This window comes from Streptomyces krungchingensis (assembly GCF_054729265.1).
The window spans coordinates 1,865,608-1,880,135 of sequence record NZ_JBPUKY010000001.1; the positions used below are offsets into that span (position 1 = coordinate 1,865,608).

At 75.2% G+C, this 14,528-nt stretch carries 1 protein-coding gene; it reads right to left on the minus strand.

Going from position 1 to position 14,528, the window contains the following annotated elements; translation table 11 throughout:
- Nucleotides 1–51: 51 nt before the first annotated feature.
- The gene (locus ACSYGO_RS08495) at nt 52–14,391 is read right to left on the minus strand and encodes an SDR family NAD(P)-dependent oxidoreductase (protein WP_460386392.1); all 14,340 of its coding nucleotides are present in this window, start codon (nt 14,389–14,391) and stop codon (nt 52–54) included.
- Between the last annotated feature and the right edge of the window lie 137 nt (nt 14,392–14,528).

A 14,528-nucleotide genomic window follows, 5' to 3' on the forward strand; every position in this document is an offset into this window, starting at 1 on the left:
GAACCCTTCACGGTGTGCACGGTCGTGTTCTTCACTGCTGCCGCCGGGACTTCACTGCTGCCGCCAGGAGCGGAAGGCCCGCAGCTGTTCCGGTGTGACCACGCTCTCCAGGCGCTCGTCGTCCGGATCGCCGCCGCCGAGCGCGGCGAGGAGCCGGCGGGCGGGCGCATTGCGCGGGGTGCGCTCCGCGGTCAGCCGGACCTTGGCGCAGCCGAGCCGGTCGGCGTGGTCGGCCAGTCGGCGCAGCAGGTGTTCCTCGACGCCCCGGCCGAGCGCGCGGCAGCTCAGCATCCAGGCCAGTACGTCCAGTCGGTCGCCCTCGGCGCGAACGGCGAGCAGCCCGATCTGGCCGTAGTCGCCGAAGCGGTCCCGGGCAGCGGCCGTCCACACCTCGCCGCGCTCCCGCCAGCGGGCGAGATCACCGCCGTCGGCGGACCGCGCACGGAGGGTGAACTGATTGGTGCGGCGTACGAGTTGCTCGGCCCTCGCCACGTCCGTCCCGGTCAGCTCGTGGATGTCGACCTCCAGACCCAGCCGGCCGAGGAACTCCTCGAATCCGGCCTGGTCACGTGCGGTCTCGCGGTCCCGTTCCTGTTCGTAGAAGCGGGCCCGGAGTGCGTCCTCGGCGGTGGCCGCGGCCGGGACCAGCGGCCACAACCGACCGAGGAACTCCTCCAGTTCGACACTCGGCGGGCAGGTCACCGACAGCACCTCAGGCAGCGCCGACCGCATCCCCGCGATCTCCACCGGGTTGTCGTCGAGGAACAGGAAACTGTCCGGTCCCAGGTTGAGCGTGCGCGCCGCCTGGGCGAGACGGCCGGACTTCGGCCCCCAGGTGGCGGAGAGCACGCTGAAGTGTTCGGCCTTCAGGAGGCTTTCGGGCCGGTCGAGGACGGACCGGACCGTGTCCTCGTCGTTGTTGCTCACCAGCACCAGCAGCGCGCCCGCGGCACGCCAGTCGAGCAGCCGCCGGGCCAGCAGGGCGCGCGGGCCGCTCAGGTCCACGGCCGACGGGCCGATCTCGCCGGCCACCCCGCCCCACAGGGTCTCGTCGCCGTCCACCGCGATCACCTTCGGCGCGGGACGGCGTACGGCCCGGACGACGTCGGCCAGGCTCAGGGCCACCGCCGCCTGGAAGCGTGGGGTGAACGGCAGGTGCGCGAGGCGCTCGGTGCGCTCGTCGAGGCGGTCCTCGACGGCGTGCCGGCGGGTCCAGTCGTCGGGTCGGAGCACCGCGACGCCGGACGACTCGGCGAGTTCGGCGGCAAGTTCGCGCTCCCAGCGGGCGAAGCGGTCGTCCTCCTCGTGGGCGGACGGCAGGAAACCGACGATCAGCGGCTTCCTGGTCCGCTCGGTCAGGTCCCGCGCCGCGGCGGAGTATGCGGCGCGCAGCTCGGCGAGCAGCTCGTCGTCCACCGGCCCGAACCGTGTCAGGTCCGCCGCGCGCAGCAGCACCACACCGATCTCCGCGGCGGGGTCGGCGAAGACGCCCGACGGGTCCCGCAGGGCGGCGAGGACCTGGTGGTACGGGGCTTCCGTGACCGTGAGGCCGCCGTCCGGGGTGTCGTCCCACAGCGCCGCTTCGCACAGACGGGGCAGGTCACCGAGGGCGAAGGTGGCCGCGAGGGCGAACGCACGCGGCACGGTGGCCTCCGCGCTCGTACCGCTTCCCCTACCCGTCGCTTCGCGTGCCGCAGCCGTGTCTGCCGCGGCGCCCGCCGTCGCCGTGCCCGTCGCGGCGCCCGCCGTCGCCGTGCCCGTCGCGGCACCGGCCGTCGCCGTGTCTCCCGCACCGTCCGCCGTCACCGTGCCCCTCGCGGCATCGACCGTCGTCGTCGGATCCTGCGCCGCCTCGGCGAGCAGGCGCAGGAACTCCTCCCCGAGCCCGGTGGAGGTGGCCGCGTCGAGGATGTCGAGGTTGTGGTCGAGCCGGACGCGGCGCGCGTCGGGTGTCAGGGTGACCATCAGGTCGAGGTCGGTGTAGCCGGTGCCGGCGGGGAGCACTTCCAGGTGGGTGAGGCCGCCCGCCGACGAGCGGACGTAGTTGAAGTACACCTCCACCAGCGGGGCTTCGGGGCGGTGCAGCCCCTGCGAGGCCAGGGCCGACAGGACGTCGGAGAACATGGCGCCCCGGGCGAGGATGCGGTCGAGGCCGCTGTCGGTGCGGCGCACCACGTCCTCGACGCGTTCGTCCGCCCGGGCCCAGGCCGGGAACGGCACCGGCACGCCGAAGAAGCCCACGGCGTCGTGCGCGTCGGCGTGGATGCGGGTGTCCACGGGCACCGCGAGGACGAAACGCTCGCGCTGCCGCGTCCTCGCGAGCAGCACGGTGAGGACACCGAGGCAGAAGGCGGCGGGGGTGACGGCGAGCCGGCCCGCCGCCTCCGCCACGCGTTCGGTGAGCCCGTCGGGGATCTCCAGGGTGACGCTGCCGGCACGGTACGCGCGGGTCCTCGGGCGGGGCCGGGCGAGGGTGAGGTCGAGTCGTTCGCTGCCGTGGAAGGCCTCGCGCCACTCGGTGACGGCGACATCGCCGCCCGGCTGCTGGGCCTCGATCAGCAGGTCGATGTCGCGGTTGGTGACGTCGTTGCCGAGCGGGGTGCCGGACAGCTCGGCGTCGATCTCCCCGGCCACGAGCAGCAGCGACTGGAGGTCGCTGACGGCGTGGTGGGCGCCGAACACCAGGATCTGGCCGTGCGCGCCGCCGTCGAGCAGTTCGAACCGCCACAGCGGCGGCGCGGCCAGATCGAAGGGCGGCTCCAGCAGCCCCTTCAGACGGGCCGCGGCGTCGAGTCCGGCCGGGTCGTCCATGGCGGTCCAGCGCAGCAGCGGTGCGGCGAGCTCCCGGTCGACGCGCAGCTGCCTCCCGGCCTCGCTGTCGCTGACGATCGCCGTGCGCAGGGCGGCGTGCCGTCCGGCGAGGCGGGTGACGATGCCGGTCAGCGTCTCCCGGTCGGTGGGTGCGGTGAGCCGGACCGCGAGGCCCACGGCGTGTGCGGCATCCGGCATGCCCGGCCGGGCGCTGCGCAGGAGGCGTACGACGTCACGGGTGACGGGTCGCAGTTCGGTCTCCGGCACACCCGCAGGCGGGTGGGCGGCCGTCCCCTCCCGGTTCTCCGGCGCCGAGGTCGGGCGTTCCGGCAGTACCTCGCCGAGGGAGCGTGCGAGAGAGCGGATGTCGCTCGCCGAGAACATCTCGGCCGTCGGGAGTTCGACGCCCAGTTCCCGGGCGAAGGCGTTGCGCAGCCGCACCAGCATCAGGGAGTCGAGGCCGAGTTCCTTCAGGGCCGTGGTGGCGGACACGTCCACGACGCCGCCGGCGACCTCCTCGACCCGGGCGCGTACGTACGCCTCCAGCCAGGTGGCGCGGTCGTGGCCCGGCGTCGCCTCGAACACCTTCCTGACGAGGCCGTCCAGGTCCGCCGTGCGCGCCGGCGCGGCCACGAGGTCGGCGAGCACCGGGCGGGAGCGCGCCACGTCCGGGGCGAGCGCCAGCATCTCCCAGTCCAGGGCCATGGGCGCGAGCTGCCGGCGTGCGGTGCCGAGCACGCGCTCGAACATGTCGCCGCCGTCCTGCGGTGAGAAGGCGAGCAGGCCCGAGCGGCCGGTCTCCGCGGCCCGGGTGCCGGACTCGGCGACCATGCCGACTCCGGCCCAGGCACCCCAGTCCAGGCTCAGCGCGCGGCGGTCGGTGCGGGAGAGGTGATGGGCCCAGGCGTCGAGGAAGGCGTTGGCAGCGGAGTACGGGCTCTGTCCGGCCGAGCCGAGGAGTCCGGCCGCGGACGCGAAGAGGACCAGGTTCCCGGCCTCCGGGACGAGTTCGGTGAGCAGGGCGGTGCCCAGCACCTTGGGGGCGAGGACGCCCAGGACGCGTGCGTCGGTCAGCCGGGCCACGGTGGCGTCGTCGAGCACACCGGCGGCGTGGACGACCCCGGCGACGGGGCCGGCTTCGCGTCGCAGGGCGTCCAGGGCCGCCGAGAGGCTGTCGCGGTCGGCGACGTCGGCGCGTGCGAGGTGCACGGTGACGCCCCGCTCCTCGATGCCGCGGATCCAGTCCCGGGTGTCCGCGTCGGGCGTGCCCCGGCTCATCAGGGCGAGTCGGCGGGCGCCCAGCCGGGTCAGCCGTTCGGCGACGACGCGGCCGAGACCGCCCAGGCCACCGGTGACGAGGTACACGCCGTCCGCGGTGACGGCGCCGTGCCCGCCCTCGTCGGCGCGGGTGCGGGCCAGACGGGGCACGAGGCGGCCCGGCTCCCGCAGCGCGACGAGGCGTTCGTCGTCGGCGTGCCTCAGCTGTGTCCACAGGGCGTCGGTGCCGCCTTCGGACGGCAGGTCGACGAGGGTGGTGGACAGCTCGGGGTACTCCTGCGCGACGGCGAGACCGAACCCCCAGGCGAGCGCCTGTTCGGGGTGCGTCACCTGTTCGCTGCCTCCCGCGGCCTGGCTGCCCCGTGCGATCACGAACAGCCGGGGCGCCGGGCCCCGGGTGCGGCCGGTGAGCGTGCGTACCAGGTGCAGCGTGCTCAGGCAGCACAGCCGGGCCGACTCCTCGGCCGTGCGGGCGTCCGTGACGGGCGGGGCGTCGAGGGCGGAGAGCTGGACCACCCGCTCGGGTGGTGAGTCGGCGAACGCCTCGTCCAGCAGCCGGTCCAGCTGACGCGGGTCGGCCGGATCGAGGACGTACCGGCCCGGTCCTTGCCTGCGGAACGTGTCGCCGCGGCGGGCGATGACATGGGGCACGGAGGTGCCGAGCCGTTCGGCGAGTGCGTCGGCCGTCCCGGTCTCGTCGGCCAGGATCAGCCAACTGCCCTGCGGGGACGGTTCCTGTGCGGCGGGCCGGGGCTGCCAGTGGGTCTCGAACAGCGCGCCGTCCAGTGGTGACAGTGCGGTGAGCTCGAAATCCACTGCTTCAAGGACGAGTTGTTCGTGCTGGTCCCAGAGCCGCAGGTCCAGGGTCGCGGTGTCGCCGTCCAGGGACCGCAGGACGCAGGTGACCCACACGGGGGTGGTGCGCAGCCCGGTGAAACGGAGCCGTCCGACGCCGGCGGGCACGAAGGCCCGTTCCTGCGGGGCACCGGCCGGCAGGGCGGCGCTGTGGAAGGCGGCGTCGAGGACGGCGGGGTGCAGCAGATGGCCGGCGGCGGCCCGGTCGGCGAGGCGGCCGAGCGCCGCGGTGTCGGTGCGGTGGCCCGCCTCCAGGCCGCGGAAGGCGGGGCCGTACTCGATGCCCAGGGCGGCGAGGCGCGCGTAGACGGCGGGCAGGTCCGCTTCCCGCGTGCACCGTTCGCGGAGCGCGCCGGGCGTCTCGTAGGCCTCGCCGGTGGCTTCGCCGGCGCGCTCCGCGGTGGCTTCGCCGGCGCGCTCCGCGGTGGCTTCGCCGGCGCGCTCCGCGGTGGCTTCGCCGGCGCGCTCCGCGGTGGCTTCGGCGTCGTGCTCCGCGGTGGCTTCGGCGGTGGATCCCCCCGTGGCTTCTGCGGCGGGCTCCGCCGCAGGTTCGGTGGCGGATTGCCCCGTGGGCCCGCCGGTGTCGACGACGAGACGTCCGGCGACGTGCCGCTGCCAGCGCGCGGGCCGTTCCCCCGCGGTCGCCGAGGCGATGGTGAAACTCCGGGAGCCGTCGGCGGCGGGCCGCAGGACCAGTTGCAGCCGTACCGGCCGGTCGTCGTCGAGGCGCAGGGGGTGGAGGAACCGCACGTCGACGAGGCTCACTTCGGCCTGCCGCGTGTCGAGGCCGTCCCGCACGGCGGACGCGGCGGCCAGGGCCATGTCGAGGAACGCGGCGCCGGGCATCCACACCTCACCGCCGACACGGTGGTCGGTCAGATAGGCGAACCTGCTGTCGCGCAGGTCGATCTCGCTCTGGAAGAGGTGCCGGTCGGGCTCGTCGCTGGACTCGACGTGCGTGCCCAGCAGGGGTGAGCCGCCGCCGCTCGCGGGCGCCGGGGCCAGCCAGTGCCGTTCACGGGCAAAGGCGTACGTCGGCAGGTCGGTCCTCTGCCCCGAGGGGAACAACGCCTGCCAGTCGGGGGTGTACCCGCTCTCGTACAACTCCCCCAGCCTGCGCAGCAGGACGTCGCGTCGGTCCTGCCCGCGGCGCAGTGAGGCGACGCCGACCGCGTCGGTGCCCGCCTCGGCGGCCACCGCCTCGATGGACGGGAGGAGCGAGGGGTGCGGGCTCAGCTCCACGAACCAGCGGTAGCCGTCGTCGAGCATGCCGCGGACGGTGTCGGCGAACCGGACGGGTTCGCGCAGATTGGCGTACCAGTACGCGGCGTCGAGCAGGTCGCCCGGTACGGGTTCCGCGCGCACCGTCGAGTACAGCGTGGTCGGCGCCATGGTGCCCCGGATGCCGGAGATGCGGTCGAGCAGGTCCGCGCGGAGCGGTTCCATCAACGGCGTGTGCGAGGCGAACGGCGTCGACAGGGGCCGGGCCGGAACACCCCGCTCGTCGAGGCGCCGGCGCAGCTCGGCCAGGTCGTCCGCCCGGCCCGAGACGGCCGTGGAACGGCCGCTGTTGACCGCCGCGACGAAGAGCCGGCCGGCATACGGAGCGAGCAGTTCCTCGACCTCGGCGCGCGGCAGCGCGACGGACAGCATGCCCCCCTCGCCGACCAGTGGTGCGACCGCTCCGGCGCGCCCGGTCACCACCGTCACGGCGTCGTCCAGGGTGAGGGCGCCCGCGACGTGGGCGGCGGCGATCTCGCCCAGGCTGTGGCCGACCACGGCGTCCGGGGTGACACCGAGCGCGCGCCAGCCGGCGGCCAGGGCCGCGTTCACCGCGAAGAGCACCGGCTGGAGGTACTCGGTCCGGTCGAGGGGGGAGAACTCCTCGGGCGCGCGCAGCACGTTGAGGACGGACCAGCCGGTGTGCCGGTGCACGGCCTCGTCGATGCGGGCGAGCTCCTCGCCGAAGGCGGGCGACCCGGCCATCAACTCCAGCCCCATGCCCGGCCATTGGCCGCCGTGCCCGGCGAAGACGAACGCCACCTTGCCGGCGCTCTCCTCGCGTGGCGGTGCCAGCGGCGCCCGTCCCGCGGCCAGCGCGTCGAGCCGGGCGTGCAGCTCGTCCCGGTCGTGCGCGACGATCGCCGCGCGCCGCTCGAAGTGACTGCGGTGCCTGGCCAGCGTGTGCGCGGCAGCGGGCAGCTCGGTGCCGCCGCCGAGGTGCCGGGCCAGCCGTGCGGCCTGCCCCCGCAGGGCGGTCTCGCCGCGTGCGGACAGCACGAACAGCGACTGCCCCGGGGCGGGTTGTTCTTGCGGTACGGCGTCCTCGGTGCGAGATGCCTCCTCCACGATCACGTGTGCGTTGGTGCCGCTGATGCCGAAGGCGCTCACGCCGGCGCGCCGGACGCGCTCGGCGGAGGCGGGCCAGGGCACCTCGTCGTGCAGCAGCCGCAGCCCGCTGCCCTCCCAGTCGACGTGGCGGCTCGGGGTGTCGGCGTGCAGGGTGCGCGGGAGCACCTGGTGGCGCAGCGACTGCACGACCTTCATCAGCCCGATGACGCCCGAAGCGGCCTGTGCGTGACCGATGTTGGACTTGAGCGAGCCCACGTGGAGGGGCCGTCCGCCGGGGCGGGAGCTGCCGAAGACCTGCGACAGGGCGTTCGCCTCGATCGGGTCGCCCAGCGTCGTGCCCGTTCCGTGTGCCTCGACGTGGTCGATGTCGGCGGGCTCCAGCCCCGAGGCGTGCAGCGCCCGGCGGATCACCTGTTCCTGCGCGGGGCCGTTCGGCGCGGACAGCCCCTGGCTGCGGCCGTCCTGGTTGACGGCGGTGCCGCGCAGCACGGCCAGCACCTCGTCGCCGTCGCGCCGTGCGTCGCTCAGCCGCTTCAGTACGATCATGCCCGCGCCCTCGGCCCAGACGGCGCCGTCGGCGTCGTCGGAGAAGGAACGGCACCGCCCGGTCGGGGAGAGTCCGCGCAGCCGGCTGAACTCCACGAAGGTCTGCGGTGTGACCATGAGCGTCACGCCCCCGGCGAGCGCCAGGTCGCACTCCCCCGATCTGAGGGCCTGCGCCGCCAGGTGCAGCGCCACCAGCGACGACGAGCAGGCGGTGTCCACCGTCAGGGCGGGGCCGTGCAGGCCCAGGGCGTAGGCGAGCCGGCCGGAGGCCACGCTGAGCGCGGATCCCGTGCCGACGTAGCCGTCGAGCTGGTCGAGCCGGGAGCCCGCGAGATAGTCGCTGCCGAACATGCCGACGTACACACCGGTGCTGCTCCCCGCCAGTTCTCCCGGCACGATCCCGGCACGCTCCAGCGCCTCCCATGCCGTCTCCAGCAGGACGCGCTGCTGGGGGTCCATGGCTGCCGCCTCCCTCGGTGTGATCCCGAAGAAGGCCGCGTCGAAGGTCCTGAGGGCGTCGTCGTCCAGGAACCCGCCTTCGCGGGCGTACGTCTTGCCCAGGGCGTCCGGGTCGGGGTCGTACAGCGCCTCCACGTCCCAGCGGCCGTCCGGGAAGGCGCCGACCGCGTCGCGGCCCTCGGCGAGCAGGCGCCACAGGGCGTCCGGGTCGTCGACGCCGCCAGGTGCGCGGCAGGCCATCGCGACCACGGCCACCGGCTCGTCGGAGCCGGGGGTCGGCGCGCCGGCGGGCCGCGCGCCGGACGCGGTCGCCCGGGCCGCCGGCCCGCTCGTCGCGAGTGCGGTGGCCAGCAGGTGTTCGGCGAGCCGGGCCGCGGTGGGGTGGTCGAAGACCAGGGTGGCGGGGAGCCTGGCGCCGATGCGGGTGCTGATCCGGTTGCGGAGTTCCACCGCCGTCACCGAGTCCATGCCGAGGTCGCGCAGTGGCTGGTCGGGACGGACCGACTCGGCCGCACGCAGGCCGAGGGCGCGGGAGGCCTCCTCGCGGACCAGGGCCAGGACGCGGGCGGCACGTTCGGGCTCCGGCAGCCGGGCCAGGCGGTCGGCGAGCTCGCCGCCGCGGCCGGGGCGGGGCGCGGGCAGCAGCGAGCGCCACAGGGCCGTCGCCGCGCTGTCCGCGGCGGCCGTGGTCTCCCGCAGCCGGGGCAGGTCCAGGGACCAGGCGACCAGGTGGGGCGCGCCCTGGGACAGGGCGAGTTCGACGAGTTCCCGTCCCGCGTCGGCGGTGAGGGCGCGGTGGCCGGTCCGGGCCATCCGTGCGAGGTCGGCGTGCTCGGCGGCGAGGCCTTCACCGGCCCAGGCTCCGAAGCAGACGGAGGTGCCGGGCAGGCCCAGGGCCCGCCGGTGGTGGGCGAGTTGGTCGAGGAAGACATTGGCCGCGGCGTAGTTGGCCTGTCCCGCGGTGCCGACGACTCCCGCGGCGGAGGAGATCAGCAGGAAGAGGGCGAGCGGCGCGTCGGCGGTGAGCCGGTGCAGATGGCCGGCGCCGTCGGCCTTGGGGCGCAGCACCTTCGCGAGGCGGTCGGGGGTGAGGTCGGCGACCACCCCGTCGTCGAGGACGCCCGCGCAGTGCACGACGCCGCGCAGCGGCGACTCGGTACCGACGCGGCCCAGGACGTCGGCCACGGCCGCCGCGTCCGCGACGTCGCACGCGGCGACCTCGGCCTCGGCTCCGAGCGCACGGAGTTCGGCGACGACGTCGGCCGCCCGCGGATCGTCGGGACCGCGTCGCGAGGTCAACAGCAGCCGGGGGACACCGCGTTCGGCGAGAAGTCGGGCGATGTGCCGGCCGACGGCGCCCAGGCCTCCGGTGATCAGCACCGTGCCGTCCGTGGGCACGGCCCCGGCCGCGCCGCTCGCCTCGGGGCGGGCCGCACGGACCAGCCGGGGAACGAGCAACTCGCCTTCGCGTACGGCGAGTTCGGGCTCGCCGGTCCGCGCCAGGGCGGCCGGCAGCGTCCCGGCGGGATCGGAGCCGTCGAGGTCGACGAGAGTCAGCCCCAGATCGGGGTGCTCGGCGCGGGCGCTGCGCACCAGACCCCACAGAACCGACTGGGCCAAGCCCGGCACCTCGTCCCCGTCCGCGGCGGCGACCGCGCCTCGGGTCACCCACACGGTCCGCGCGGGTGCGCCGCCCCGCGGGAGCGTGATCAGGGCACGCAGCTCGGCCAGCGCCGACGCGGCCAACTCGTGTGCGGCCGCGGCCGGTTCCGTGCCGGACGCCGGACGCGGCCAGTAACGTACGACGGCGTCGGCGTCCTCCTCACGCCCGCCGGTCCCCGCGGCCGCGAGCACGCGCCGGGCCGCCTCCACCTCAGGGTCGGACCGGTCGCCGACGACCGCCCAATCGTGGGCGGCTTCCATGGCTGGCTCGTCGGACACGGGTGTCCACGCGACTTCGTAGAGGTGGCGGGCGTTTCCGGAGCCCCGGGCGAGGTCCGCCGGATCGGCGACCCGCAGCCGTACGCCTTCCAGCCGGCCCGCCGGGAGGCCGTCGGCATCCCACAGCGTCACGTCCAGAGTGAGATCCGTGCCGGGCTCCCCCGGCCCGGAACCTGTCCCGGAGACCTCTGACCGGCGCACGAGCGCCGTGAGGTCGTGCGCGCCGCCGGGCGGCAGCACGCAACGGCCCACCGCGACCGGCAGCCGTACCCTGCCGTCCGCCGCGTCGAGCGCGGCGGCCACGTGCAGCGCGGCGTCGAGCAGGGCCGGATGCACCGGGTACGGGTCGGCCGTGTCCCGGGCCGTGGCCGGCAACGAGAGCCGGGCCAGCAGCTCCCCGTCACCCGTGGCGGCCGCCGACCGAACGCCTTGGAAGGCAGGACCGTAGACGAGACCCAGGGCGGCGAGCCGTTCGTAGGTCGGTGCGCTCCAGGACGGTTCCGCCGTCCGCGGCCACTGCGGCGCCGGGCCCGCCGTGTCCGGGGCGGGAGCCGTCGCGGAGGCGGTGGCGTGCAGGGTCCAGCTCGGGTCCGCCTGCCCTCGCGGGCGGCTGTGCACGGTGATCTCCGGTGCGGGACCGGAGACGTCGACCTCGACGGACACCTCGACCGTGCCCGAGTCCGGCAACACGAGGGGCGTGAGCAGCACCAGGTCGGTGACATCGGCAGGGTCGTCCGGGCGCGCCGCGTCGAGTGCCGCGCGGCACAGCTCCATCTGGGTGGTGCCGGACACCACGGTCCGGCCGAACACGGTGTGGTCCGGCAGCCAGTCGGCGGTGGCCGGGGACCACTCGTTGCGGAAGGTCCAGCGGGTCTCGTCGGCGGACCGCAGCTGGACGCCGAGCAGCGGATGCGCGGCACGGTCGAGGAGGCCCGGCACCGCCCCGGCCGGCTCGGGCTCGATCCAGTGGCGCTGCGGGTCCCAGGCGTACGTCGGCAGGTCGGCCGGCTCCGTCACGGCGATCAGCCGGTGCCAGTCGATCCGTCGCCCGTGGACGTGGAGTTCGGCCGCCGCCCGGTCGAGACAGGCAGGCCCGTCCTCGTCGCGCCGCAGCGATCCGACGGCGAGCAGGTCGGCGTCGAGCTCGTCGCCGACGGTGCGCACGGCCGTCAGCAGGGAGGGGTGGGGGCTGAGCTCGACGAAGTGACGGAACCCGTCGGCGACCATGCGCTCCACGGTGGGTCCGAAGCGGACGGGTGCACGCAGGTTGGTGTACCAGTAGTCGGCCGCGAGCTCCTCGGTGACCGGCTCGGCGGTGACCGTCGAGTACCAGGCGACGGAGGACGGGAAGGTGGTGACGCCGTCGAGTTCGTCGAGAATCGTGCCGCGCACGGACTCCACCTGGGCGCTGTGCGACGCGTAGTCGACGTCGAGACGGCGCACGAACACCTGCCGGCGGTCGAGTTCGGCGAGCAGCGCCCGCAGGGGCTCCACGTCTCCCGCGACGACGGTCGAACGCCCGCTGTTCACCGCGGCGACGGACACCCGGCCGCCGACCTCGGCGAGGTGGGCCTCGACCTCGGCGTGCGGAAGCGCCACGACGGCCATCGCACCGGTGCCGGACAGCGCGGTCAGGGCCTGGCTGCGCAGGGCGACCACCGCCGCCGCGTCGTTGAGACCGAGCGCTCCGGCGACACAGGCCGCGGCGACCTCGCCCTGGCTGTGCCCGATCACGGCGTCAGGACGCACGCCCCGCGCCCGCCACACGGCGGCCAGGGACACCATCACGGCGAACAGGAGCGGCTGGACGACGTCCACGCGGTCCGGCGACGGGGCACCCTCGTCACCGCGCAGCACGGCCGTCACCGACCAGGAGGTGAACGGACGCAGCGCGGCGTCGCAGCGGTCGAGTTCGTCGGCGAACACGGGGGACGCGTCGAGGAGATCTCGGGCCATGCCGGCCCACTGGGCGCCCTGGCCGGGGAAGACGAAGGCCACCTTTCCCGGCGGGGCCGCCTGCTGGGGTCCCACGGTCAGCGCCGAATCGGGCTGCCCCTCGGCCAGCCCCCGCAACGCGGCCAGCAGTTCATGGCGGTCGCCGGCCCGGACGACGGCCCGGTGCTCGAAGTGCGTGCGGTGGTGAGCGAGCGTCCCCGCGACGGCGGGCAGCGGCAGCCCCGGATCCGCGCCGAGCGCCCCGAGCAGCCGACGTGCCTGCCCCTGGAGGGAGGGAAGGGTACGGGCGGAGAGCGGGAAGAGCATGCCGCGCGGCGCGGCGGGCCGGCCGTCGGACGGGGCGGCGGGGGCGGGTTCGGAGTGCGGAGCCGGGTCCGACTCCGGGTCCGGCCCCGGGGCCGACTCCGGCTCCGACTGCGGCTCCGGCTCCGGCTCCGGCTCCGGCTGTCCAGCGGACCCGGCGGACGGCCGCGCCCCGCAGGCCGTCGCGGGCGCACCGTCGGAGACGGAGCCCTGTCCGCTGTCCCGCCGGACGGCACGCGGCGGCCCGGTGAGCGGGCGGGCGAGTTCCGCCGGTGCCTCCTCCAGCACCACGTGGGCGTTCGTGCCACTGATCCCGAACGCGCTCACCCCGGCCCGTCGTACGCGGTCGCCGCGTCGTGGCCAGGGCTGGGCGCTGCTGTGCACGCACAGGCCACCGCTCGCCCAGTCGACGTGCTCCGTCGGCCGGTCCGCGTGCAGGGAGGCCGGGATCAGTTCGTGGCCGAGCGCCAGTACGGTCTTGAGGACGCCGCCGATGCCCGCCGCGGCCTGTGTGTGACCGATGTTGGACTTCAGGGAACCGACGCCGAGCGGTCGGTCGGCGGGGCGCCCGGGGCCGAAGACGGCGGCCAGGGCCCGGCCTTCGATGGGGTCGCCGAGCCGCGTTCCGGTGCCGTGCGCCTCGACGTGGTCGAGGTCGCCGGGTCCGAGTCCGGCGGCGTCGAGCGCCGCGCGGAGCACCCGTTCCTGGGCGGGGCCGCTCGGGGCGCTCAGCCCCTGGCTGCGGCCGTCCTGATTGATGGCCGAGCCCCTGACGACCGCGAGCACCCGGTCGCCGTCCCGGCGTGCGTCCGCGAGCCGCTTGAGCAGCACCAGGCCGCAGCCCTCGGCCCACACCACTCCGTCCGCGTCGGCGGAGAAGGGGCTGCACCGCCCGGACGGCGACAGCGCGCGCAGCTTGCTGAACTCGACGTGGCCGCGCGGGGTGACGAGCAGGGTGGCTCCGCCGGCCAGCGCCATGTCGCACTCCCCCGCGGCCAGCGCCCGCGCGGCCAGGTGCAGGGCGACGAGGGAGGAGGAGCAGGCGGTGTCCAGGGTCACCGCCGGGCCCTGGAGGCCGAGGGTGTAGGCGATCCGCCCGGACGCGACGCTGGACGCCGAACCCGTGCCGACGTGCCCGTCGAGCAGGCCCAGTTGGGCGGAGGCCATGTACCCGCTGTCGTACAGGCCCACGTAGACACCGGTGGAGCTGCCGTTCAGAGTCCCGGGCACGATCCCGGCGCGTTCGACGGCCTCCCAGGCGGTCCGCAGCAGCAGCCGCTGCTGCGGGTCCATGGCCGCCGCCTCCCGCGGCGAGATCCCGAAGAAGGAGGCGTCGAAGCGGTCGATGTCCGCGAGGAAGCCACCACGCAGGGTGTACGTCTTGCCGACGGCCTCGGGGTCGATGTCGAAGAGGTCCCGGGTGTCCCAACGGCCCGCCGGCACTTCGGTGATGGCGTCCTCGCCCGCGGTCAGCAGCCGCCACAGCGCCTCGGGGTCGTCGGCACCGCCGGGGAAGCGGCAGGCCATGGAGATGATCGCGACGTCGTCGTCGCCCCGCGTCCGCAGCCGGTCCGGTGCCGTGCCCTGCGCGACGGCCGTCGCGCCGGAGGTCCCGTCGGCGAGGGCCGCCTCGGCGAGGGCGGCGACGGTGGGGTGGTCGAAGGCGAGGGACGGCTCGGGGGTCCGGCCGGTCCGTGCGGAGAGCTCCGTCACCAGGGTCACCAACTGTCGTGATCCCAGTCCGAGTTCGGCGATCGGCCGGTCGGGGTCCACGGCCAGCGGGTCGAGCCCGGCCGCCCGGGCGATGGCCGAGGTGAGCCAGGCCCGTGCTTCCTCGGGGGTCGTGACGGGCGTCTCGGGTGACGGCTTCTCGGATTCGTGCGAAGGCATCTGAAGAGGTGTCCTCGTGAACTCGGGCCCAGCGTGGTCCCGTACGACCCGTCTGGGTTCCGCACGGCCAGGGGCTGGGTTCCGGACGATCAGGATGGGTTCCGTACGGTCGGGCTGGACCCGCACGAACGGCACGG

Bases quoted from the DNA above. Each gene is read 5' to 3' on its own strand.
- ACSYGO_RS08495 (WP_460386392.1), bottom strand. From the start codon at position 14,391: ATGCCTTCGCACGAATCCGAGAAGCCGTCACCCGAGACGCCCGTCACG.